General features: G+C 37.0%; 16 protein-coding genes, 1 tRNA gene and 2 pseudogenes. 7 read left to right on the top strand and 12 right to left on the bottom strand.

Translation table 11 applies throughout. The annotated features are described in order from the left end of the window. Positions 1 to 111: 111 nt before the first annotated feature. The gene (locus J7R13_RS03055; RefSeq protein WP_208437420.1) at positions 112 to 1,662 is read right to left on the bottom strand and encodes a TerC family protein; all 1,551 of its coding nucleotides are present in this window, start codon (positions 1,660 to 1,662) and stop codon (positions 112 to 114) included. Positions 1,663 to 2,125: 463 nt separating this feature from the next. On the opposite strand from J7R13_RS03055, the gene J7R13_RS03050 reads away from it, so the two are divergent. Further along, positions 2,126 to 2,201: transfer RNA gene (locus J7R13_RS03050), tRNA-Lys, on the top strand. 293 nt (positions 2,202 to 2,494) lie between these two features. Here J7R13_RS03050 and J7R13_RS03045 read toward each other — a convergent pair. Beyond that, positions 2,495 to 2,793 (bottom strand): annotated as a pseudogene (locus J7R13_RS03045) (hypothetical protein). Between the two features lie 43 nt (positions 2,794 to 2,836). On the opposite strand from J7R13_RS03045, the pseudogene J7R13_RS09525 reads away from it, so the two are divergent. Both J7R13_RS09525 and J7R13_RS03040 read left to right on the top strand, forming a co-directional pair. After that, positions 2,837 to 3,135, top strand: a pseudogene (locus J7R13_RS09525) (helix-turn-helix domain-containing protein); the annotation flags it as partial. 1,091 nt (positions 3,136 to 4,226) lie between these two features. Beyond that, positions 4,227 to 5,627 (top strand): amino acid permease, encoded by a 1,401-nt coding sequence (locus J7R13_RS03040; RefSeq protein WP_208437419.1) that lies wholly within the window; start codon positions 4,227 to 4,229, stop codon positions 5,625 to 5,627. A 96-nt stretch (positions 5,628 to 5,723) separates the two neighbouring features. Here the strand turns inward: J7R13_RS03040 and ilvC are convergent, their stop codons facing one another. From ilvC to J7R13_RS03025, 3 genes are all read right to left on the bottom strand, one after another. Next, positions 5,724 to 6,743, bottom strand: a complete 1,020-nt coding sequence (gene ilvC, locus J7R13_RS03035; protein WP_208437418.1) for a ketol-acid reductoisomerase — start codon at positions 6,741 to 6,743, stop codon at positions 5,724 to 5,726. Between the two features lie 780 nt (positions 6,744 to 7,523). Continuing rightward, positions 7,524 to 8,258: a pyridoxine 5'-phosphate synthase gene (locus J7R13_RS03030; RefSeq protein ID WP_208437417.1), complete on the bottom strand. Its 735-nt coding sequence runs from the start codon at positions 8,256 to 8,258 to the stop codon at positions 7,524 to 7,526. Between the two features lie 79 nt (positions 8,259 to 8,337). Beyond that, positions 8,338 to 9,459, bottom strand: coding sequence for an ATP-dependent DNA helicase (locus J7R13_RS03025; protein WP_078692203.1), 1,122 nt, complete (start codon positions 9,457 to 9,459; stop codon positions 8,338 to 8,340). Between the two features lie 1,043 nt (positions 9,460 to 10,502). Between J7R13_RS03025 and J7R13_RS03020 the strand changes: the two genes are divergently transcribed. The 3 genes from J7R13_RS03020 (at position 10,503) to J7R13_RS09520 (ending at position 13,432) form a co-directional block, all read left to right on the top strand. Further along, positions 10,503 to 11,429: a D-2-hydroxyacid dehydrogenase family protein gene (locus J7R13_RS03020; RefSeq protein ID WP_208437416.1), complete on the top strand. Its 927-nt coding sequence runs from the start codon at positions 10,503 to 10,505 to the stop codon at positions 11,427 to 11,429. A 516-nt stretch (positions 11,430 to 11,945) separates the two neighbouring features. Next, complete coding sequence (locus J7R13_RS03015; RefSeq protein WP_246786260.1) at positions 11,946 to 12,818, top strand: MFS transporter; 873 nt, start codon at positions 11,946 to 11,948, stop codon at positions 12,816 to 12,818. Between the two features lie 395 nt (positions 12,819 to 13,213). Next, complete coding sequence (locus tag J7R13_RS09520; protein ID WP_246786259.1) at positions 13,214 to 13,432, top strand: hypothetical protein; 219 nt, start codon at positions 13,214 to 13,216, stop codon at positions 13,430 to 13,432. A 1,132-nt stretch (positions 13,433 to 14,564) separates the two neighbouring features. On the opposite strand, the gene J7R13_RS03005 is transcribed toward J7R13_RS09520, so the two are convergent. The 7 genes from J7R13_RS03005 to J7R13_RS02975 all read right to left on the bottom strand — a co-directional run bounded on the left by J7R13_RS03005 (position 14,565) and on the right by J7R13_RS02975 (position 23,274). Further along, the gene (locus J7R13_RS03005; protein WP_208437415.1) at positions 14,565 to 16,364 is read right to left on the bottom strand and encodes an acetolactate synthase 3 large subunit; all 1,800 of its coding nucleotides are present in this window, start codon (positions 16,362 to 16,364) and stop codon (positions 14,565 to 14,567) included. Positions 16,365 to 16,632: 268 nt separating this feature from the next. Then, complete coding sequence (gene miaA / locus J7R13_RS03000) at positions 16,633 to 17,505, bottom strand: tRNA (adenosine(37)-N6)-dimethylallyltransferase MiaA (protein WP_208437414.1); 873 nt, start codon at positions 17,503 to 17,505, stop codon at positions 16,633 to 16,635. Between the two features lie 596 nt (positions 17,506 to 18,101). Next, positions 18,102 to 19,619, bottom strand: a complete 1,518-nt coding sequence (locus J7R13_RS02995; RefSeq protein ID WP_208437413.1) for a Do family serine endopeptidase — start codon at positions 19,617 to 19,619, stop codon at positions 18,102 to 18,104. A 152-nt stretch (positions 19,620 to 19,771) separates the two neighbouring features. Then, positions 19,772 to 20,707, bottom strand: a complete 936-nt coding sequence (gene hflC / locus J7R13_RS02990; RefSeq protein WP_208437412.1) for a protease modulator HflC — start codon at positions 20,705 to 20,707, stop codon at positions 19,772 to 19,774. A 2-nt stretch (positions 20,708 to 20,709) separates the two neighbouring features. After that, positions 20,710 to 21,855: an FtsH protease activity modulator HflK gene (gene hflK / locus J7R13_RS02985; RefSeq protein ID WP_208437411.1), complete on the bottom strand. Its 1,146-nt coding sequence runs from the start codon at positions 21,853 to 21,855 to the stop codon at positions 20,710 to 20,712. Between the two features lie 118 nt (positions 21,856 to 21,973). Next, on the bottom strand, positions 21,974 to 22,483 hold the full coding sequence (locus tag J7R13_RS02980; protein ID WP_208437410.1) for a dihydrofolate reductase: 510 nt from the start codon (positions 22,481 to 22,483) through the stop codon (positions 21,974 to 21,976). Next, positions 22,480 to 23,274, bottom strand: a complete 795-nt coding sequence (locus J7R13_RS02975) for a thymidylate synthase (protein ID WP_208437409.1) — start codon at positions 23,272 to 23,274, stop codon at positions 22,480 to 22,482. Before J7R13_RS02975 ends, J7R13_RS02980 begins: the two co-directional genes overlap by 4 nt. A 229-nt stretch (positions 23,275 to 23,503) precedes the next feature. Between J7R13_RS02975 and J7R13_RS02970 the strand changes: the two genes are divergently transcribed. Continuing rightward, positions 23,504 to 24,820: an MFS family transporter gene (locus J7R13_RS02970; protein WP_208437408.1), complete on the top strand. Its 1,317-nt coding sequence runs from the start codon at positions 23,504 to 23,506 to the stop codon at positions 24,818 to 24,820. Positions 24,821 to 25,752: the final 932 nt, after the last annotated feature.

The following is a 25,752-nucleotide window of genomic DNA, read 5'->3' as shown; positions in this document are numbered from 1 at the left end:
AAAATAATGACAACACAATCGGTCGGCTAATCTCCATATCCTCTTTGCCCTCTTTAATAATAAAGGGTTTTCCTATTATATGACCTATCAAAATAATGTGCTTTTTTCTGGTTACACGAGGGGAGAAATCAGAATTTTAGATACATTTCGTCGATCCATTTCTATAACTTTAAAGCGCAACCCGTCAGCTTCAAAGCTTTCTCCTTCATTTGGCAAATGACCAAACCGCCAAAGCATAAACCCTGCCAGAGTCGTATAACGGTCTGCCTCATCAACAAGATTACGCCCAAGATAACCACTCAAACGACGAATATCAGCATATCCCTCAACAAGAATGCTTCCATTTTCAAGTTGTTCTGCGATCATGGGTTCTTCATCATCATCAGGAAAATCACCTGCAATAGCTTCAAGAATGTCAGTTGGTGTTGCAATCCCTTCAAAAGAGCCATGCTCATCAACAATAATTGCAAGCTGAATCGAAGAATGGCGTAATTGCTCCATCAATCGTAAGACGCTTGTATTTTCATGAACCACGAGGGGTTCTCGCATAGCTTTTTTCCAATTAATCTTTTTTCCTTCAGCCAAATTCAAAAGAAGATCTTTTGTCAAAGCAACACCAACAAATTCATCCACTTTATCACGTGCAAGAATTAAGCGACTATGTTTAACCTGTTGTAATTCTTCACGCATTTCATTCTCGTCGCCATTTAAATCCAACCACTCAATTTCATTGCGCGGCGACATGATAGACCGAACAGGACGGTCAGCTAAATCGAGAACACCACGAATCATCTCTTTTTCTTCAGGTCGAAACAGCTCAGAAGCTGCTGCTTGTTCAGCAATGACATCCACAGTCTCACCAAGATTACCCTCCTTGTTTCCCCCTCCCAAAAGCCTCAAAACAGCATCAGCTGTTCGACCACGTAGATCATTTGTTGTAATCATCTTTTCACGATTACGACGTCCAATTTGATTAAAAGCTTCAATAAGAACAGAAAAACCAATAGCAGCATACAAATACCCTTTTGGAATATGAAAACCAAATCCTTCAACAATGAGAGTAAATCCAATCATCATCAAAAAGCCAAGACAAAGGATGACAATAGTAGAATGACGATTAATAAAGCGCATAAGAGCGCCAGATCCACACATCATCACACCCATAGCAGTAATTACTGCTATATACATAACCACTGCCTGCTCTTTTACAATCATACCTGTTGCAGTAATAATACTATCTAAGGAAAAAACGGCATCCAGCACCACGATTTGAACAATTACCTGCCAAAAAACAGCATAAGCACCCCCTGTTTTCCTTTCATGCGGTATCCCTTCTAACCTCTCATGCAATTCTAGCGTTCCCTTTGCCAACAAAAAAGCCCCACCACCAATTAAAATAAGGCTATGCCAACTAAATACAAAAGAAGAAAGTGAAAAAATTATCGTATCGAGATTCATCACCCATCCAATGACCGTAAGAAGGAAAAGCCGCATAACTAATGCTAAAGTGAGACCTATCAAGCGTGCGCGATCACGCAAATGCATCGGCAATTTTTCAGCTAAAATTGCAATAAAGACAAGGTTATCTATTCCTAAAACGATTTCGAGAAAAATCAACGTGACCAAGCCAAACCACGCATGGAGATCCGTGATCCACTCCATTATAGCTCACCTTTTAAAAACTTAAGAGTGCGGAATTGACAAAACAAATTCATGAGCTCTCATTCGCACAATTGATCAAAAACATTAAATGCAAAAAAACTGCGTTCAAAGCAAACAACGGCAAAATATTCCTTAAACGCATACGATTATTGATAAAATTTATAAAACAGAACACTGGCCTACACTGCTTACAACCACAAGAAGGCTCCTCTGAATTTTGCTCGGGCATTACGCTCGATGATCCTCCACCTATAGTTCCACATAATAACCAGAACATTCATTTATAGAGTTTCTTATAATGGGTCTATTTTTATTTAAGATCAAGAGGTCGTATCATATTTTTAACTGTACAACCAATTTAGCGATAGATTTTACCATTTTCATATAAAAAACAATAAAACATCTAGACATCCCTCTTTATGAGCATTATAGAACCGCTCATCCTCATCTTTTGAAGAGTTGTGGGTGATTAGCTCAGTCGGTAGAGCAGCTGACTCTTAATCAGCGGGTCGTGGGTTCGATCCCCTCATCACCCACCATTTCATTTTGTGATTGTATGTGGCTTGTTTGTAGCTTGTCAGCGGGCTTTATATATTTTGACACCAGATGTTGTACCAATTCATTTCTTTTCAAAAGGGTTTTTAAAGGGTATTTGAAATCCCTTTAATGAATCTTTCTAAAGATCGCAATTTGTGATGATGAGTTCCTTAACGGGAACCGTATTATTTGAAGAGTTACACGAATAAATTGTTCTTACTTCTTTTAGTGTAAATTGACTGAAAATTTTTTGTATCTCTTGTACATCATTGATGTGAGAAAAGATACTTCCCCTTTAATTTTGCAAGTATCTTGGACATCGTCTAATAATCCTCCCATGTCGTGCTTGCATGGCAACAATACTCCGCCGCGGCAGCTCAATCTGATAATGAAAAATATGAATGGCAATTTGCCGCGCTAACGCCGCATCAAATGAGCCATTCGGAGGGTTTATAATATAACCCGGATCGGCAGATGCTTAAATCCACCACTCACCGCCTTAAAAGAACAAGCAAGCATCGCTTCCAAACGTTCAACCTCTGAATAAGGATTGAGGATCTCATCTTTGGGAACGTACCAATTTATCTTGCCCATTTCGTATTGATCTTTAGACATTGATAAACCTTTTTATCTTACGGTATTTAAATTCATGGCAAAGGCAAAAGCAGCAGGTTTTAAAGCGCCTACCATTCCGACTGGACTTATAAAAAGCTCGGTCGCATGGCTTATACAACCTATCGCGATGCGAATATAAAGCTCCCCCTGAAGATATAGCGGAACTCGCGGCGGGAACTTTATAAAAAACTGCAAGAGCTTGTTCAAGACATCAACGACACGGAAGAAATAGAGCTTACTTTGCCTCTTCTAAAATTGTATTTAAAGCGTCAAATCGAGGCTGAAAGAGTACATCTAGAAACTACACAAGATACGACGTAATGCCCCCTTTAATATGAAAAATAAAAGTAGAAATCTTTTTACATTAAATAATTTATATAACATTTTGATAAAAAATGTTTTTTAATCATTTTTTAGAGACTTCTACACATATATGGAAATCTTTTTTGCTTTTTTAGTCATTTTGAGCTGATTTTGGAGTCAATTGAACTTTTGGAGTATTTTTTTTCAAAAGATCTTCAAAGAATTTTCACAGATCTTTCAAAGCCTTCTACCATTTTTACCATGGAAACGCACTTTTTTCTGAGTTTCACTCTTTTTTGCAATTTTAGGTGTTAAAACCCATTTTGACAAAACGCGCATTTAATGGTAAAAAACAGTCATAAAACAATAAGTTATTGTATATTTTTATCTAATCCCACCTCTTTCTACTTAGTGCAAGGTCCATCAGAAAAAGAAACACTACAAATCCATTGTATTTTTATTTTCTTTATTCATCTTCTAAAGATCTTTATGTGATGAATCTGAGTCTCTCGTGAAGTTTTACCAAGTGATATAGATATCTGAATGGAATTCTTATTCACAAATTGAGAATAAAAAAATTATAGTTTTTTCACTTACCTAGCACAAAAAAAGTAACGATCTTCCGTTTATGATACCAAACAAAATGATTATAAAAATCATTTTGTTTTTCTCGTTATAAGAAATTTTTCTTAAGTAATATGATAGTTACACACTCTATTTTAATGAAAATAAAAGATTTTTTTCTTTATAAAATCTATAACAACTATCGTTTTATTATACGAGTAGGATTTGCTACGGTCTATGAGCAGTTTCTTACAAATGTTTGATAAAGCTTAAAAATAACTGGCATAATAATACTAAATCTTTGTATCAACCATTTATCAGTCACCTCAGTTAAAATTTAAAACTCTGTACTCAAATATCTATTATATCCGTTTGGGAGTGAAGGAGTATATCCTTGTCATTCCTATATTCTTTTTCTTTATCCACATGAAATCATAAAAAATGTTTTTCCCCTTTACTCCTTATTTATATCATGCTTCGATACAGGAGATTACTTTTTTCAGTGTAATTTTGAATCTTAAATAATTAAAGGGAACCTTCAAAAAATGAACTATGAACAAAATTTAGAAGATCATACTCAGAAAAAACTACAACGTGGATTAGATAACCGTCATGTACAACTTATAGCCCTCGGTGGAGCTATTGGGACAGGTCTCTTCATGGGGTCAGGAAAAACAATTAGCATAGCAGGCCCTTCCATCGTACTCGTTTATGCTATTATTGGATGTGCCTTATACTTCGTAATGCGCGCTATGGGAGAATTATTACTTTCTAATTCACAATACCGGTCTCTCGTTGATTTTTCGACCGATATGCTAGGACCAGGAATTGCTTTTTTTGTTGGCTGGAGTTACTGGTTGAGCTGGGTTGTAACTGGTGCCGCGGATATTATTGCCATCATCACTTATATGCACTTTTGGTGGCCTGAACTCAATCCATGGATTGTCGTTTTTTCTTGTATTATTTTCTTTTTAGTCTTTAATCTCTTTGCTGTAAAAATGTTCGGTGAACTTGAATTTTGGTTTGGCCTTATCAAAGTTATAGCGATTTTGGCATTAATTGTTGTTGGGTTTTACATGATCTCTATTGGCTTTACCTCTCCCAATGGAACTGTTGCCTCTCTCAGTCACGTATGGAACGATGGAAATATATTTCCTCGGGGAATTACAGGTTTTTTTGCTGGATTTCAAATTGCCATTTTTTCTTTTGTTGGTATAGAAATTGCCGGAACAACTGCAGCTGAAGTTAAAAACCCTAAAAAAGTTTTACCAAAAGCAATTAATGCAATACCAGTTCGTATTGTACTTTTTTATATCTTTTCTCTCGTTGTGATTATGTCTGTCACACCTTGGGATCAAGTTATTCCAGATAGAAGTCCCTTCGTCGAGATGTTTTGGCTTGCTGGCATTCCGATAGCTGCTGGTTTGGTGAACTTTGTTGTTCTCACATCAGCTGCCTCTTCAGCAAATAGTGGTATTTTTTCTACCAGTCGCATGATATATGGGCTTGCAACGCAAAAAGGAGCGCCGCGCGTTTTGGGCAAACTTTCCAAATACCATGTCCCAGCCAACGCCCTATTCTTTTCTTGCTTGTGTATTTTATTAGGCTACACAATTACATCACTATCCCCAAGTATCATAAGTGCTTTTACAATTGTAACTAGTATTTCAGCTATTGCATTTTTATTCGTATGGTCTGTAATTCTCGTTAGCTATATTGTGTATCGTCGCAATCGCCCTCAGCTACATGCTGAATCAATCTATAAAATGCCAGGAGGTGTTGTCGTATGCTGGGTTATTTTAGCTTTTTTTGCTTTCATGCTCTATTTGTTAACATTAGAATCTGATACCCTAACAGCTTTAAAATATGGTATAGTATGGTTTATCGGATTAGGTGTAACGTATTTCCTGTTTATAAGAAAAAAAGCTACTCAAGATAAAAAATAAAGTCTATACATGAAAAGCATATCAAAAAGGGTAACCAAAGTTACCCTTTTTGTACATACAGCGTAAAAGCTGTTTACATAATATTTCATATGAATTTTAATTACGCTCTTTATCAACCAAAGCATTAGATTTTATCCAAGGCATCATAGAACGGAGCTTTTTGCCGACTTCTTCAATAGGATGACTATCATTTAAGCGCCGCATGCTTTTAAAATGAGCAGCACCAGCTTTGTATTCTTGAATCCAATTCGATGTGAATTTACCTGTCTGAATATCCCTCAAAATACGCTTCATTTCTGCTCTCGTTTCATTCGTAATCACACGCGGACCAGACGTATACTCGCCCCATTCAGCTGTATTAGAAATCGAATAGTTCATATTTGCAATGCCACCTTCATACATGAGATCGACAATAAGTTTAACCTCATGTAAACACTCAAAATAAGCCATTTCCGGTGCATAACCTGCTTCCGTTAGTGTTTCATACCCTGCTCGGATCAGCTCAACAAGACCACCACAAAGAACAGCTTGTTCACCAAAAAGATCAGTTTCGCACTCTTCTTTAAATGTTGTTTCAATCACTCCAGCACGTCCACCACCAAGACCACAAGCGTAAGACAACGCTATATCATGGGCATGCCCTGAAGCATCTTGTGCAACAGCAATTAAACAAGGAACTCCACAACCACGTTGGTATTCATTACGAACTGTATGACCTGGGCCTTTAGGAGCAATCATCACGACATCAACTGTTTTTTTAGGTTCAATTAAGCCAAAATGAATACTCAAACCATGCGCAAAGGCAATCACAGCCCCATCACGTAAATGCTCATGAATATGCTCTTTATAAATGTCAGCTTGCAATTCATCTGGTGTTGCCATCATAATAAGATCAGCCCATTTTGCTGCTTCAGCAACACTCATAACCTCAAAACCATCCACCATAGCCTTTTTAGCTGTTGTCGACCCTGAACGCAAAGCAATCTGTACATTTTGAACACCGGAATCTTTCAGATTTAAAGCATGCGCATGCCCTTGTGAGCCATAACCAACAATGGCCACTTTTTTTCCTTTAATCAAATTAACATCCGCATCACGATCATAATAAACACGCATAGAAATACTTCCTCTCTACATTTAAACTGAATTTAAGCTTATTTTGATGGAATAAAAATTACCTTAAGTGCTTCACACACTATAAATAACAAAAACACCGCTCACAATAATACAGTAATTGAACAATCTTTTAAAATTTATATGTTTCATACAAAAAACTATGCCCCCCAAAGCGTCAAAAAAAAACAACAAAATTCCCCAATAGACTTCAGCTACTATTCTACAAAACGGTACATTATACAAAATAACACTTCTGAAAAGAAATTCTTAAGATTCCTCTTCTGCATAGTGAACCATTGTATCCTTAAAATTAAGATACACTATACGATTTTTAACATGAACTAAATCAAAATGGATAGCAAGAAAAATTATAAAATAAGGAGGAGCATTTTTATACTTGAGCACAAAAACACAATTTTACCTCTCTCAAGATAAAGAATACTCTTCGTATAACTCTTAATTTCGGCATCGCCGCTATGTATGAAATCTACTATTTTGTTAGATAAGAGTGCGATCTTATAAGACATTTGTTTAACAAAAAACGAGCAAACGCTGCTTGAAAACTATAAACGTTTACACAAACTTATATAAATCTTGTATCTCTAATAAAATCATCCGCTGATTTTCTGCTTCTTTAAAGTAGATCGTACCAAAGCTAAAAAGCTCTGTTCATAGCCTTTCTCTTTACAGGCTAATATGAAAAAATTATCGCTAATTGTTTTAAACTGAGCGCAGCACTTTATAGAAATTTATCCTCTCAACCGTAGAAAAGGAAAAGGATCACACTAATAACCGAATGAAACGCTGAACAGTATCATGCATTCCATACTCTAACGCATCAGCAATAAGTCCATGACCAATAGACACTTCATCAAGCCAAGGAATACAGTTAACAAGAGCAGGAAGATTCATAATTGTTAGATCATGTCCTGCATTAACACCTAAGCGCAGCTCTTTAGCTCTTCTTGCTGCTAAAACAAGTTTATTGAGCTCTTGATCTTGCTTTTCCTTATCATTAAACACACCACCATAAGGTCCCGTATAAAATTCTACACGATCAGCACCAATCGCTTTAGCAATATCAAGACCATCTATAGTAGGATCAGCAAATAATGACACACGAATTTTTTTTTCTTTCAAATGCTGAATAATAGGTGCTAAAAATTCTGCGTGTTGAGAAAAATTCCAACCATGATCAGAAGTTGACTGAGCTGGGTCATCAGGAACAAGAGTAATCTGATCAGCATATTTTTCTGCTATATCCAAAAACCTATCGCTTGGATAACCTTCAATATTAAATTCAGCAGCAGGAAACCTGCTGTTTATTAAATAATGTATATCTGGCAAATCAGCAAAACGGATATGCCTTTCATCAGGTCGCGGATGAACCGTCAAACCAGCAGCGCCAGCTTTAAGTGCTATAGACCCAATCTCCTTGATATTTGGCCACGGAAGATTACGCCGATTGCGTAAAACAGCAATAGCATTAAGATTAACCGAAAGCTTTATTGCCATGCACACTCCTATTTTCCGTGTATAATTCTAAAGACAGAAAAAAATACATTCGCCAACATAGTTCCAAAGAATAAATTTTCTATCGAACAATTGTTAATCGCTCTGCAGCTCGTGTAATTCCGGTATACAGCCAGCGCGCATACATGTCACGAAAGGCAAAACTTTCATCAAATAAAACCACATTGTCCCATTGAGATCCTTGCGCTTTATGAACAGTTAATGCATACCCATAATCAAAATCGTCATATCTTTTTTTTAATTGCCATGAGATCTCATTATCAGGGTTATCAAATACTGCTTTTAAAAGCTTAATCTTTGCCACCCCACGCTCACTTTCTTCTGGTTTAACGAGAAGATTAATTCCCAGTTTAACCGTTTCCTTCTGTGAAGTCATCACTTTCCATAAAGAACCATTCAACAAACCTTTAGCAGGATCATTACGCAAACATACAAGTTTATCACCTGCTTGTGGATAATCTGCTGTAAACCCCTTCAGCACACGTAAACGTTTATTATAAAGGTGACGCGTTCGGTTCACCCCTACCAATACCTGATCAGCCTCTAAAACCAATTGTTGATCAACCTCTTTACGTGTAACAACGCGAGCTGCCCCATAATCTCCATAAGCAATATCGCGTCCTTCGCGCACATCCATAGCAAGACGAACAATCGGATTATCACGCGCTTGCCGATGAATTTCTGAAAGAAGAAAATCTGGTGTACCATTGGAAAAAAAACCTCCTCCTGATATAGGAGGCAACTGACCTGGATCACCGAGAACAAGTATTGGTGTCCGAAAGCTCATTAAATCACGCGCTAATTGCTCATCCACCATCGAACACTCATCAACAATGATAAGTTTAGCTTGCGCAGCAGCACTTTTCCGATTTAATGCAAATGTCGGTGCAATAGACTTTTTTCCTGTTACTTCATCAGAAACTTCTTCTTCTCCACGCGGACAATAAATCAATGAATGAATAGTACAAGCATTACTTGCACCTTTAGAACGCAAAACCTGTGCTGCTTTGCCCGTAAACGCAGCAAATTGGACAGAACCATCAACTGTTTCAGCAAAATGACGAGCAAGTGTTGTCTTGCCCGTCCCCGCATAGCCAAAGAGACGAAAAAGCGGAGAACGCCCATCTCTCAACCACGTGGCAACAGCCTTTAAGGCATTATCCTGTTCCGGTGAAAACTGCATAGTCTATCAAAATAAGATTCGCATAAAAAGAGCAAGCATTTTGAAAACAAAACCAATATCAAGAAAAATTTTTGTCGCCAAGAATTTCTGATACAGAGCCATCTCACCACTTTCACAGAATAATGATCAATTATTTACCCATTGCTTTTTCAAGATATTGTAACAATCTAAATTTCATCTATACATCGATCTTCTTGGTAACACCTTATACTTATCAAGTAAAATATCATTTTTTACAACAGTAACACCAACAATGGAATATGCATATCTTAAATTTAAAATAACACCTATATACGCTTTTTCTAACCAAAATTTAGAATGAAAAAAGAGCATTGCAATTGCAAAACCCTCGCTAGAAAAAGTCTCCTTAACAGGATAAGAATAATGTAATTTTATGAATACTATTTTACACAATCAATCAGCTTTCTTGCACATAAAAATAAATTACATCCACTATTACGAAATAATAATTAAATATATCAAAAACCTTTTGCCAGAAATAGAAATAGCTCTCAAAAAACTACTTAATCCTATGATAATACACCTATAAAGCTCCTATCTCCCTCTTACCATGATTTTAATAAATTTACTCTTCATGCTACAAATAAGTTATATCTCAACGAATAAAGAGAGACATCATGCTTATATGAAGCACGCTTTATCTCGCACAAATATGTAGCTTTTTCTGTTTCGACAATAAAATCTGGTTTGTAAGTATGGCCTTCTTGGTAGTTTATTATAAGAAAATTGGGACATGGGTTTCAGTCCAGCGTAGCACTTCAGGTCCGTCCTCTAGAATATGAGAAAAGTGCAATTCTCCATCTACTGTATCAAACTTTTTCTTTTTGTCGCAATGTTTTAAAGTTTATAAAAACTAACTGATTAATGCTATTCTTATTCTAGAAATAACAATGAAATCAAGGGGTATAATTTGTTAATAGGCTTGGCGTTATGTCAAAATATCAGCGATGAGATTGCTTTTTGGTTGTTTTAGAAATGAAATAATGAGCTCCAATATTGATGAATGAAACGGGAGGTTTAAATTGAAAATATTAATTCCAGATGACTATCAAAAAGCCACCCTAACATTACAGTCTATTACAAAATTAATGAAATCGCATGAAGTGCTGGTTATAAATAATTTAGCTAAAGAATGTGATTTAGAAGATAAGCTCAAAGAGATAGATATTCTTATCTTAATCAGAGAGCGGACTATAGTTGATAGAAATCTTCTCCTGAAACTGCCAAATTTAAAATTAATCTGCCAAACAGGACCTATAGGTTCACATATTGATATAGAAGCTTGTAGAGACTTAGGAATTGAAATATTAGACGGTGGTGGAGATCCAACTTCTGCTGCTGAATTTGCGTGGCTCTTAATTATGTCTGCGCGTAGAAAACTCTGTGAATCTGTGTCTGACATGAAAAAAGGACGATGGCAAACAACATTTGGCAACCAAATGAAAGGGGCTACTCTTGGAATATTCGGGTTTGGGCGTATTGGTAAAATGGTTGCTCAATATGCTCAAGCTTTTGGCATGTCCATTTTGATTTATGGGAGCGAGCGTTCAACGCAAGAAGCAAAAAATTTAGGTTATCATTTTACGCATTCAAAAGATGAATTTTTTACACGTCCTGACATTATATCCGTACATTTACGTTTAAGCGATAAAACCAGAGGAATCATTCAATTAGATGATCTATTGAGCATGAAACCTCATGCTATTTTTGTCAACACAGCACGTTCAGCTTTGGTTGAAAAAGGGGCTATAGAAAAAATACTAAGTTTGGAAAATTCAACTTACTTTGCACTGGATGTTTATGACAGCGAGCCGGTATATGAGAGCAAATTATTGCAATCAGATAGAGTTCTTTGCACACCGCATCTGGGCTATGTGACTGGAGAAAGCTTTGAGAATTATATTGAAAAAGCTTGCCAAAATATAGCGTCTTTTATGAAGAGCGCTTAATGCCGGCTGAGCCAATGTTTGTAAAATTTATCTTATATCGCTAGCGTATCAAATTTGCACTACACATAATAGCTTATTTCCTTAAATTAAGCATATTCCTTAGCTTTTATATGAATACCAAACGTATCGACAGATTTTTATGTAATCAGCGTAAAATACCTAATTTATTGTTGCAAGCATTATTAAAAAAGGCCACTTTATTGGAATACACTTTAATTGGAGGGGGTGGAGTGAGCAATAATAAATTTATAGGAAAAAATTATTATAGATGAATTATATTGCTTGTTGCCACTATCGCTCAAGCATCAGCCTGCTTCTTTGTTCAAGGGATTGGTCCTTTAGCTGAATTTTTTAAGAAGGATTTCTCGCTTAGTGACTCTCAGATAGGTTTGCTGTCTTCAGCAGCGCAATTCCTACCTATTATTGGGTTACTTGTAGCTGGCGAATTACTAGACAAGTTTAACGAGCGCTATACTTGTTGGAGTTGGCGCGGTCGGCGTTTCTGTCGCTCTTTTGTTGGGAGCAATCGCAGATAACTATATTTCCCTTTTGGTTTGTTTGCTAATTGTAGGGGGATTTTATAGTTCTGCTCAACCCGGTGGCGCTAAATCTGTTTCTTCATGGTTTCCACAATCGCAGCGCGGATTTGCAATGGGAATAAGGCAAGCGGGGCTACCATTTTTGGGGGCATTAGCTGGGATAGTTCTTCCTGCTAGTGCGTTTGTCTATGGCATACAAGGTGCGTTTTTGGTCGGTGCCATAGTTTCTTTTTTAGGTGGATGTATATTTATTATTTTTTATCACTCACCAGCAAAAGTTGTAACTATCGTTCCAGAAAGCAAGTCAAGGGTTTCGTTCTATGCAAATGTAAGGTCTCGTCTTGCAATGTCGGCTGCGCCGCATATGAAGAATATTATTTTTTCAGGCGTTTCACTTGTGATAGTTCAATATGTTTTAACCATTTTTATAACGATTTATTTTTATAGAATCTATCACCTGTCTTTAGATAAAAGTGCTTATTTGTTTTTTGTTTCACAGGCTTCTGGTGCCTTAGGAAGAATTATTTTAGCAGCGTGGAGTGATCATTGTAGAAAAGAACGATTTTTTCTTGTCTTGTTTTGCATGATTGCAATAGTTTTTGGATTTTTAATATTAATTTGGGACATGAGTGGATCCATAATTTATTTAACTATTTTATCTGCTTGGTTAGTTTTTTTTGGAATGGGATGGTATGGCCCTTGGGTTGCTTACATTGTAGACTCTTCGCCGAAAGAAAGCGTTGGCTTTTCTCTGGGTTTAGCAATGTCTGTAAATCAAATCGCAATTATTACTGCTCCACCATTATTTGGATTAATCCAAGATTTTACAAACACTTATTTACTAACATGACTGATTTTAATTTTAATGATTGTTTTTTCACTTTTCTTAATAAAAAAATAGGAAAATATAATCGGGGAGGAAATTATAATGATAAATAAAAATACTTTTGAATTGAGCAATATCGAAAGAGACAAACTTTGAGAGGCTTTAGACCATGTTATTTATGATCCATACGGGTGGTATTGAATATTCGGCTGAACTAAAAAATAGCATTTTCGCTGCGACCACATAGAATATTGACAATTCTTATGAAGCAAAAGATGTCTATTACCCCTAGACCATATTTAATCTTTGAAAACCTTCCAATTGATAGACAAATGAATACGTCACCTAATCCTTATAATTTAGATGCGTCTTGTAAAAGTGGCTATATTAGCGAAAATTTAATTATGATGTTTTCTTGATTGATCGGAGAGCCTTATTCAATTAAGTTTGAAGGCGAACATATAGTAAATAATCTGGTTCCTTTAGAGGAGAATAAAAAAGATTATACAGGATTAGGATCTGAAGTTGAGTTAGATTTTCATATAGAAAATGCTGCACTAAAATTTATCACTGGTTTAAATTTATCTCCTAAAGGAATATTTTTTCTGGTGTTCGCAATGATATTGATGGACCGTTAACGAGAATATCTGATGCACATCTAGCTTTAAAACTTTTAAGTGAGAAGGATTTGAGTAGCTTAAGGGATAATTTATATATAATTAATATTCCCTATAGAGGAGAAAAAATGAGGTAATCTCTACAAGTAAAGTGCCACCTAGTTCAAGGGGACGGTGAATTCCCAGATATCAGCGCTGTTTTTTATCCGGGCATGTTAGAGCCACAGTCAAAAAAAGCCAAGGAAGCTTTAGACCATTTTTATGAAACTATGGAGGCTGTATCTTTTGGAATTGATGTACAACTAAGAAGATTATTATACATTGGTAACAAAATGGCTCTACACTCTAGAGATAAATTTTTGGGATCATTTGATAGTTATGAAAATCCAATGCGGTGGATTCAAAGAGTATTTGTGTCTACAGATTTATGGAATCATAGATATGTAGACACAAATAAAAGAAAGAGTATTTGATTTTCAATGTTAATGTCCTGGTAATGATATGATGTTGAGTATTATTCTGATTTATATATTGACTACACATCTCATATGTATAGATTTGTCCCGCATAATCAGGTGAGGTTACTACCTAACTATAAGCTATGGTGTCCACAATTGATTTTCTATGGCTGCATTTAATCTTTGTTATTTTTACCCTTCCTTTCAAGCCGCTAGGAGAATTCTCCTATCAAGCCCTTGAAAAAGCGATTTGGAGTAATTTCATAATGCGAAACAAAAACATAGTGACAAACTATTGTTTTCATAGGCATGACGGTTTGCATGGTTGCCCCCTTTAAGCACGGTGACTTTTTTTCTTGCACGATGGAATCTTTCATATATGAAACAACGTAATCAATTTATAACAGATAATTCAATATATTATCTAAAAAATGCACCGAAATAGCTATTAATGTGAACATATGAATTTAAAAAACAAACATCGCGTACAAATAAATTCAAACATAATTGGGCACACGACTTATAACATTTTTTAGATGAACAAATAATAATACACCCCATGTCTTTAAACAAAGAATGAAAATCATAAAATGAGCTCTAAGAATAATAGGAACTCTCCACAAAGAAGAGACAGAGATGAAGACTCCAAAGACTTCATCATCACCATCCTTCACTATTTTGTTAACATATTCATTTTATACAAGAATCTTTCCCTCAGAAGAAACAGCATTTGCAACGGCTTCATCATTAGCTTCATCAGGTAACAGCATATCATTATGCGCACACCCAGATGGAATCATGGGAAAACAATTTTCTAAATTCGCAACACGACAATCGAAGAGAACTGGCTTATCACAAGCAATCATTTGCTGAATTTTATCATCAAGTTCATCGGGTTTTGAACAACGGATACCAACCGCTCCATAAGATTCTGCTAATTTTACAAAATCAGGCATCGATTCTGTATAAGAATGAGAAAGACGGTTGCCATGCAACAACTGCTGCCATTGACGAACCATACCCATATACTGATTATTTAAAATAAAAGTTTTCACTGGCGTATTATGCTGAATTGCCGTTGCAAGCTCTTGAATATTCATCTGAATTGAAGCATCACCAGAAATACATAAAACAAGCGCATCAGGATGTGCAATTTGAACACCAATAGCAGCAGGGAGACCATAACCCATAGTCCCAAGGCCACCAGAAGTCATCCAATGGTTTGGTTCTTCAAAGCGATAATATTGTGCTGCCCACATCTGATGCTGTCCAACATCCGTTGTGATATAAGCATTCGCACCTTTGGTAAGAGCATAAAGTTGTTCAAGAGCATATTGCGGCATGATAACATCTTTTTTCTCCGCATACGCCAATGAATTACGAGCTCTCCAGCGGTTAATCTGCATCCACCACGCCTCACGACTTTCGCTTTTAAATATAGGCTGCTGTATGTGCAAGCGCCGATTGATATCCCCTAAAACATCAGCCACATCACCAATAAGTGGCACTTTCACTTTTACGATCTTATTAATAGAAGAAGGGTCAATATCAATATGTATAATACGCGCATGAGGCGCAAATGCATCCAGTCGCCCAGTGATACGATCATCAAAGCGCGCACCAACAGCCAACATAACATCACAATCATGCATGGCCATATTAGCTTCATAGGTTCCATGCATCCCAAGCATTCCAAGCCAATTTTTGCCAGAAGCGGGATAAGCACCAAGCCCCATGAGTGTTGACGTAATTGGAAAATCACCCAGTTGAACTAAATCGCGCAAAAGCTTTACAGCTTCAGGGCCTGATGAAATAACACCACCACCAGAATAAATAACAGGACGCTTTGCTTCTACTAAAAGAGAAACAGCACATTCGATAGTGTTAGTATCTTCTTTAAATTGTGGACGAGAACGCAGAGATGCCAAAACTTGAGGAGCTCTATAAACACCTGAAGCAAATTGCACATCTTTAGGAATATCAATCAAAACCGGCCCTGGACGTCCTGATTGAGCAATAAAAAAAGCTTCATGAATGATTTCCGCAAGATCATCCACATTTTCAACCAAACAATTATATTTAGTACAGGGCTTTGTAATACCAACTGTATCAGCCTCTTGAAAACCATTTGTTCCAATCACAGTTGTTGGAACCTGACCAGAAAAACAAACAAGTGGGATAGAATCCATAAGTGCATCTTGCAAAGGTGTCACAGCATTCGTTGCCCCTGGACCAGAAGTCACCAGCATAACGCCTACCTTCCCTGTACTACGTGCATAACCTTCAGCAGCATGACCCGCTGCTTGTTCATGACGCACCAAAATATGACGAACTGCATCTTGTTGATAAATAACATCAAAAATAGGAAGGACAGCCCCACCAGGATAACCAAAGAGATGTTTAACCCCTTGATCAATAAGAGCTTGAACCACCATTTCAGCACCCGACATTATTTTTCTGTCTGCACTCTCTTGCATTCTTGGATAATCTGTCATTTTTCCCACTCGCCTACTTGGTAGCATAATAAAAAAGCCCCCGAAGGAGCCCATAAAAAAAGGCTCCGAGAGAGCCCATTACACACAAAAACATATATTGTATGACCCCCTACTTCGCATAAAACACTTAAGAAGAATATCCCTTTGTGAGGAAGACTTTAATTCCATTGATATCATTCGTCAATAAAAAATTATCTCACTAGAAATTTTCCGTTTACAATATTCTCAGCGCTTCTTCAATTGCATTGAAAGCCTTTCAGCTCTCTTATCAAGAAAACAGCATCCACTCTTCATCAAATTGATTACGAAACCATGTCATTTGCCTTTTTGCATACCTCCTCGTTTGTGTTTTTACCGTTTCAAGAGCATTCTCAAAACTTCTATATCCATCCAAATAAGCTATAAATTCAGGTACACCAATAGCCTTCATCGCTGGTAACAAAGGGGAAAGCATAAGCCTTTTCATAGCAACCACTTCTTCTAAAGCGCCTCTTTCAATCATAGAGCCCAACCGCTTATGAATACGTTCATAGAGCAATTGACGTGGTGGAATGAGAAGAATTTTTTCGACACAATCTGGCACAATTAAGGGAGAAGTTTTTTGCTTCTGCCACCAACTTAGCTTCTTATCAGTTGCATCATAAACTTCCAAAGCACGTATGATACGCTGACCATCTTGTGAAGAAATTTTCTCAGCAAGAACAGCATCAACCTGCAACAACTGGCGATAAAGACTTTCAGCTCCTTCTTTATCAAGCCGAAGTCGCCATTTCTGCCGCACAACATCTGGAACATGAGGAATTTTTGAAATCCCCTCTAAAAGAGCACGAAAATAAAGCCCTGTTCCACCAACAAAAATAAGTGATTTCGAGGTAAATGTAGTCAACAACTTCTCAACATCACGTGACCATTGCCCTACTGAATAATTCAGAGTAGGACTCACATAACCATAGAGATAGTGTGGAACAATTGCAGTATCAGCTTCCGTTGGCCGTGCCGTTAAAATATTTAAAACATCATAAACCTGCATTGAATCAGTGTTAATGATGAGAGCATTTTTTTCTTGAGCCATGCGTAAGGCAAGCGCTGACTTCCCACTTGCCGTTGGCCCCGCTATCAATGTAATCGTTCTCTGTATCATGAATGGAATACCTATATCCATCAATCAACAACGTATTGCAACACACATGACTACCCCCCAAATCCCTGCATTTCATCCATAGTATCAGAAAGTAAACTCTTCAAAGGAAAATACAAACAAACAACGTATATAATTAACACAGAGAAAGTTCCTATGATTATTCTGCCACCTTTGAAAAAATAAACGCAATAATCTCTTAAAAAAAATCTCAAAGCATTTCCTTTTGCTACCATTATTCAATAACAAAATACCGCAACAAAATTCTTTTCAGGATGACCAACATAAACAAATATAATTTTTACAATTATCTACAAGAAGAGACGATATTCTTATTTATAATAAGGCTTCAGTAAATCACTTTCTTAAAGCTCCCATTTTTCTCATAATTTTTTCTTTTTTATCAACCACAAAACAATATACAGTAACACGCATAAATTATGAGCTCTAATATGAATCTTTCTGTATAATGGCTATTTAAAGAACCAAAGCGAGCAAACTATCATCACTCGCATACTTTTGTAACAAAAACAGAGATATAAACAATTAAACACACATTCAAAAAAATAATTTCCAAAGCATCCATTCACCCCAAAATATCAATCCATTGGGATTGTTACGAACCGTAACTCTCCATCTGGCTGAGCAACAACGAATAGAGCATTTTTGCGTCCAGCTTCACGTAGTTTATGAATACGTTTTTTAGCCTCATCAATTGTTGTGACAGAACTTTGGTTGATATCAACAATCACTTCACCAATGCGAATACGCTTTTTATCAGCCGCGCTATTTTGTGTAACAGATGTCACCACCAATCCCTGAACTTTATCTGTAATTGAATAACGATGACGCAAATCCACTGTAAGCTCAGATAATGTCATTCCCATAAATTGCATCGTCACACTTTTCGATACAGAACTGTTTTTTTCATCATCGGATTCTTCTTCTGTATCTTCATTTGCATCTGTCTCAATCAAACGGCCAAGCTTAACTTGTACTGTTTTTTCTTGGCCGTTCCGCAAAACAGTAACATCTACCACTTTTCCTTCCGGACTTTCTGCTACTAAACGCGGTAAATCGCGTGCATGCTTAATTTTCGTATCCCCAAAGGAAAGAATAACATCTCCATCCTGCAACTGACTATTATCTACATCTGCCTGTTCTATTTTACCAGCAACCAATGCCCCCACAGCGTTGTCTAGTTTCAAACTTTTTGCAATATCTTCTGTTACTGGTTGAATACGAATAGCCAACCAACCGCGCCTTATTTCTCCAAAATCACGTAACTGATTAATCACAGAAAGAGCCATATCCGATGGTATTGCAAAACCAATACCAATAGACCCTCCAGAAGGCGAAATAATTGCTGTATTAATCCCAATCACCTCACCATTTCTATCAAACAACGGACCACCAGAATTTCCTCGGTTAATCGCTGCATCTGTCTGAATAAAATTATCATAAGGACCAGCATTAAGATCACGATTGCGTGCAGAAATAATACCAACAGTTACACTTCCACCAAAACCATAGGGATTCCCGATAGCCATCACCCAATCACCAATGCGTGCTTTTTCTGAATCACCAAAACGTACAGCCTTTAATTTTTTATTTCCTGCATCCACTTGAAGCAATGCTAAATCAGTCTTGCTATCCTTTCCAAGCAATTTTGCTTTCAGTTTTGTACCATCGGTAAAGTTAACTTCAATATCATCAGCATCAACAATAACGTGATAATTGGTAACAATAAGCCCTCTTTGCGCATCAATCACAAAACCAGATCCCAAAGAACGTACCTTTTGCAACTGACTATCCTTTTGACCATCTTTGGGTGTAAAAAAATCACTAAAATATTCTTGCAACAATGAATCTTTCGGAATAACAGGCACCGAAGTATACTCATCCTGTTCGCTTCCTTCAACGGTTTGTGCTGTGGAAATATTCACAACCGTCTCCAAAAGCTCAGCAGCTAAATCGGGAATGGGAAGATGTGCATTCTTTGTCTCCTCTCCCCAAGAAAAACTGATTGAGGCTGATAAAAACACACCCACACAAACAACAACTCTTGTAGCAAAAAACTTCAAAGACGTATTTTTACCTATGATATTTCTACCCATGACATGCCTTTAACAAAATGCTGTAAAAAGCCTCATTAAATTTATCTATGCACAATCAGTATGATTGAATACCCTAGCTTGCATCATAAAAGAAAGCCACCCTCGACCATACTTCTCACGTCAAAGCTTCTATCCACAGTCCATCATTTCATCTAATCTCCCCCAAGTTTTTGGTCAGTTTTACCGAAGCCCATATCCATTGTTGATGAAAATTTTCTATTTGCTTGCAGTGGATTACGGAAATAGAAAAAGAAATCCTCGTTTGGTGAAATCACCATAGGAACACGCTCCAAATTTTTGTACTGTTCCATCGCTAACCAAAAATCATAAAATGATGGATTAGCCTCTCTTGCATTCAATAAAAGACGAATGCTTTCAGCCTGACCTTCACCACGAGTAATTTCAGCATCACGTTTTGCAGCTGCTACGATTTCTTCATATTCGCGATTAGCTTCCGCGACAATACGATCCCTCTCCTGCTGCCCGCGAGCACGAATATTTTCTGCTGCAGCTTCACGTTCAGCGGCCATTTGCCGATAAACATCCTCCGACACAGCATCAGTCAAATCAGTTTTGCGAATACGCACATCAAGAATGGTAATACCCAATGAACCTGCATCTACAGAAAACTGCCGCTGCACTTCAGCCATCATCGCTCCCCGTTCATCTGACAAGGCTGCCTTAAACTCTCGCTTACCATAAACGGCCCGCAAAGCATCAATAAAACGCGGTGCAAGATTTTCACGGGCAGCAATTTGCGGACGCCCCGAAGCAATGCGCTGTAAAAACAACTTAGGATCCGCAATACGATAAATAAAGAACGCATCCACTTCATAATAAGCACCACCACGAACCTGCACAGATTGTGTGGGAACATCGTAACGTAATAATCGGTTATCAATAACAATCATCTTATCCACAAAGGGCATTTTCAAATAAATCCCAGGATCAGACTCTACCTTAACAATTTGCCCAAAACGCTTAATTGCCACTTGTTGACGAGGATAGACAATAAAAAATGACATCCAAAAGATCATCAAAAGAAGCACTATGGTACTAAACATAAACAAGAAACGAGACTGCTGCATAATTAGCGTCCTCCAGAAATGCGAGAATCCAATAGCGACGTAGAACGTGCTGATGTTTTTTTCGTGTTTTCTGATAAATTGCTACGTAGCAATTCATTCAGAGGGAGATAAGGCACCGCCGGAGAATTTACTTGATCAAGAACCAACTTATTTGATGAAGAAAGAATACGCCCCATAGTCTCCATATAAAGTCGATAACGCGTAGCCTCTGGTGAGATTGCTGCCGCGCGAGCGATAGCCTGAAAACGCTCAGCACGCCCGCGTGCCTCTTCAACCATTTGCGCCTTTTCACCTTTTGCAATTTCCCGTGTGCGTGAAGCTTCACCATTCGCTAAACCAATCTTAGTAAAACGCACACGATTGCCCTCTTCAATCATTCGTCCACGTTCTTGCTCTGCCTGCTGAACAGAATTAAATGCAGCAGCAACCTTCGTAGGAGGAGCAGCTTCACTGATCGACACACGGCTTATTTCAACACCAAGTTGATATTTATCTACAGTCAACTGGGTAACTTTTCTAACATCATTAGCTACTTCTTCTTTCTTGTCACGTAGAACATCATCCACAGGCCGTGAACCAATAACTTCACGCATTGCGCTCTCAGCAACCTGACGAACTGTCCCTTCTTGATCATTCACATTGAATAAAAATTCACTTGGACGTGAAATTCGATAGTAAACGGAAAAATTGACATTAACAATATTCTGATCACTCGAAAGCATCAAACCTTCACTTTGTTGCGCCTGACCAGACTGACCACCAATCGCGATTGTTTTTTCCGTTAAAGGCACTTTCATATAGGTCTCAATTGGCCAAAAGTGAAAATGCAAACCATCACTGATAATTCCTGCCTTAGGAACACCAAAACGCAACTCCACCGCTTGTTCATTTTGCTGAACGATATAAATTGACTGATACAGTAAAAACAACACGGCAAGCAGAAGCAATAGAACAAAAATCCCACCTTTACCAACCTGTTTAAACTGATCCTGCCCTTTACGCAAAATATCATCAAGATTGGAACCATTATCACCACCATCATTGCCACCAGAACCAAAGAGATTCTTAGCTGGTGTTTTCTTATCACCACCCAGTTTATTTTTATCGCCGCTCCACGGGCCACCACCATTTTGATTTGTCCAGGGCATCATCACCTCTTTAACTGACTACCATTAATCAAATATCAACCATTCACTCGATCTTATAGGATACCTCTTACCCGATTACAATGTAACTAACAGGCTTCTTCCACTTAATTACAAATGATTATTTCCGCTCATAAACCACAAAACGTGATGGATGACTGTCTTTATCTCCTTCAGGAATATATTGTGTTTGTACAATAGTCCACTTTTCTTTATCGAAAACAGGAAAAAAACTATCACCTTTAATGGAAGCTAAGACTTCTGTAAGGAATATTTTATCAGCAATAGGCAACCCTTGTTGAAAAATTTCACCGCCACCAATAATAAAAACTGCATCTGCACTATTTTGAGAAGCCACCTTTTTTGCAACTGAACAAGCCTGAGATAAAGAGTGAGCAATAACAGTTCCTTCAGCTGTGAAAGCACGATTGCGGGAAATGACAATATTCGTGCGCCCAGGTAAAGGACGCCCAAGAGAATCCCAAGTTTTCCGCCCCATAATAATGGGCTTACCGAAAGTCAAAGTCTTAAAGCGTTGCAAATCCGTCGACAAATGCCAAGGCAGAGCACCTTCATGCCCGATAACACCATTTTCTGCAACAGCTGCAATTAAACAAACTTGAAAAGTCATATTGCTACCGGTGCTTTAATATGTGGTTGTGCTTCATAATTAAGCAATTCAAAATCCTCAAATTTAAAAGAAAAAAGATCTGTTACCTCTGGATTTATACGCATAAACGGCAAAGTATTTGGTACACGTGATAACTGATATTGAGCCTGGTCAAAATGATTGGAATAAAGGTGAACATCACCGAGAGTATGAATAAAATCTCCTACTTTAAGTCCGCTCACTTGCGCAATCATCATTGTTAATAACGCATAGGAGGCAATGTTGAAGGGAACACCTAAGAAAATGTCCGCCGAACGTTGATAAAGTTGGCAGGATAATTTACTATCAGCAACGTAAAATTGAAAAAGACAATGACAAGGTGGGAGAGCCATTTCCTCTATCAGTGCAGGGTTCCAAGCAGACACAATTAAGCGACGAGAATCAGGCGTTTTTTTGATCATAGTTAAAAGATTATTAATTTGATCAATATGTCGTCCATCGGGAGCTGGCCAAGAACGCCACTGATAACCATAAATAGGGCCAAGATTCCCCTTTTCATCGGCCCATTCATCCCAGATTGACACACCATGTTCCTTCAACCATGCGATATTTGTATCACCTTTAAGAAACCACAAAAGCTCATAGATGATCGAGCGCAAATGCAATTTCTTTGTCGTCAACAATGGGAACCCAGCCTGTAAATCAAACCGCATCTGATAGCCAAAAACTGATCGCGTCCCAACACCGGTGCGATCTGCACGATCAATGCCCTGATTTAAAACATAAGATAAAAGATCAAGGTAGGCTTTCATAGTAGCATTATGCTCGATTCTATATAATACAAAAAATAGAAACTGTAAGATTCATAAAAATACAGTTCAAATCTCTTTCCTCAAACATCTTACACAAAAAGTCATCATGATAAGATTAAATTTTTGACGCAGAAAGTAAGGTAATATAAATATTTCATAAATAAATACAGGAATAATCAAGAAAAATGAACAGAAAAAAGGATAGACTATAGAAAAAAGGAATAGAGTTATGGGGAATGAAGCGACTCTAACACCGCATAATACAAGAGAACGTATTTTTTCTATCATATCTAGTGCATCAAGTAATCTGATAGAATGGTATGGTTTTTATGTTTATTCTTTTACATCCATTTATTTTTCGTCACAGTTTTTTCCCTCCAATGGGGATATTACCGAATTTTTAAAGTCTTCCATTGTCCTTTTTATAGGCTTTCTCATGCGTCCAATTGGTGGTTGGCTTTTTGGCTTTATTGCTGACCGTTATGGACGCAAACGCTCAATGCTTATTTCTGTTTTTATGATGTGCGGTGGCTCATTCCTCATCGCTTTACTGCCTACCTATGAAACCATTGGAGCAACAGCAGCGATTTTGCTCATTTTACTTCATATGCTTCAAGGACTCTCAGTGGGCGGTGAATATGGTACAACAATAACTTATATGAGCGAAGTTGCACCCCAAAGTCGTCGTGTGTTTTTTAGTTCATTCCAATATGCCACACTGATTGGTGGTCAGCTTCTCGCCAGTTTAACTATGTTTACTCTAGCACTCTATTTAACAGAAGATCAGTTGAAGGCATGGGGGTGGCGTATTCCTTTTGCAATTGGTGGATTGGGAGCAATTGTTGCAATTTACCTACGTCGTTCACTTCATGAAACAACGACAAAAGAAGGGCGTTCTAAAAAACAGGCTGGTAGTCTTGAAGAGCTTCTATGCAATCATGGAAAAGCTTTCTTTTTAGTGATTGGTTTTACAGCTGGAGGATCTCTCACATTTTATACCTGTACGACCTATATGCAAAAATATCTGATAACGACTACCGGATTTGATAAACATACTGCTACAACAATAATGACTTCTGCACTCTTTGTTTTCATGTTACTCCAGCCCATATTTGGTTCCCTCGCAGACAAAATTGGCACAAAAAATTTACTGCTTATTTGGAGCACTTTGTCCATCATCTTTACAATCCCTGCACTGAGAATCATTGGGAACACTGATGATACATGGGTAGCATTATCTGTCATTATTGGGATGCTCTGCATTATGAGTTTTGATACATCTATCTCTGGTATCGTAAAAGCAGAAATGTTCCCTGCTTCAATACGCGCAATGGGTGTTGGACTCTCTTATGCTATTGCTAATGCATTGTTTGGTGGTTCTGCTGAAACTGTAGCGCTTGGATTAAAAGATCTTGGATATGAATCTTTATTCCATTTTTATATAGTCGGTATGATGATCATTGCATTTATCATAATTTTCTTTATACTAGATACTCAAAAAAAGGGATATCTTCAGGGATATCTTCAAGGGGACAGCATTCATTAACTTTTTATGTTAATAAAAAAACTTAGGACACTGAGCTTTTTTATGCCTATCATATGGAAATCAAATATTTACAAACTTCCCTCCTTTAATATCGTAAAGAAGCAATACTCTCTGCGACAAGCTCTAAAAAGTAAATTACTTTTTATTATTACAAATATGTCATTTTTTTCTTTTACAAAGATATAACCTTTAAGATCAAAAAATATTTAACTATTTTAACAAGTATTGCTTTTAAAAAGCATTCACTCTTTTTATTAAAATCGAAGAAAAAAGGAGTTTTTTCAATAATAATTAACTTTTATTGAAAATTACTCCCTTCTATAACAAAAACTGCATCTTCCTCATTTTGAAAAATTCTTTTTGCAACAGTAGTTAAGTGGAAAGGAAAATGAACAACAATAACACTTTCAGCTGTAGACGTGTAGATTGTGGATCACCACAACATGGATATGCATAATAAGCCTCCCTCAAGAAAAAAACCTTGTTTCCTCTGAAAAACGTATTATAAGTCAGATTCTTAAAATATTGCAAATTTATCAATAAACACCAAGTATTTCACAAATTCTTATAATAATGTCAGTTTATAAAACAATAGAAATTACATAAATGAAAAAGTATTACACTTTATATGAATCTATATTTATCTCAACTTACAATAAAATGATATTTTTATTAACCACATGAATTTCTTATACTCTAAAGAAATTAAAATATGATTTTACCACAAAAACACTGTATTTTTATATATTTTTATCTGAAAAGGATTAATATTATTAAACAAGTAATAAAAACTAAAAATAGCTTTCCTATTAATATTATAACTCTTCTCCCTGACTGAAATAAAACCCTAGAAAGACACGACTTTACAAGCAAAATCATAGGTCTTAAATAGTTCTCATAAAAAATTATCGCTGTAGAATTAATCTTTTTAT

Origin of the sequence: Bartonella taylorii 8TBB (assembly GCF_902825155.1) — a bacterium.
Taxonomy (GTDB): domain Bacteria; phylum Pseudomonadota; class Alphaproteobacteria; order Rhizobiales; family Rhizobiaceae; genus Bartonella; species Bartonella taylorii_A.
The sequence above is the reverse complement of the archived record's forward strand: the minus strand, read 5'-3'. Positions and strand labels throughout refer to the sequence as shown.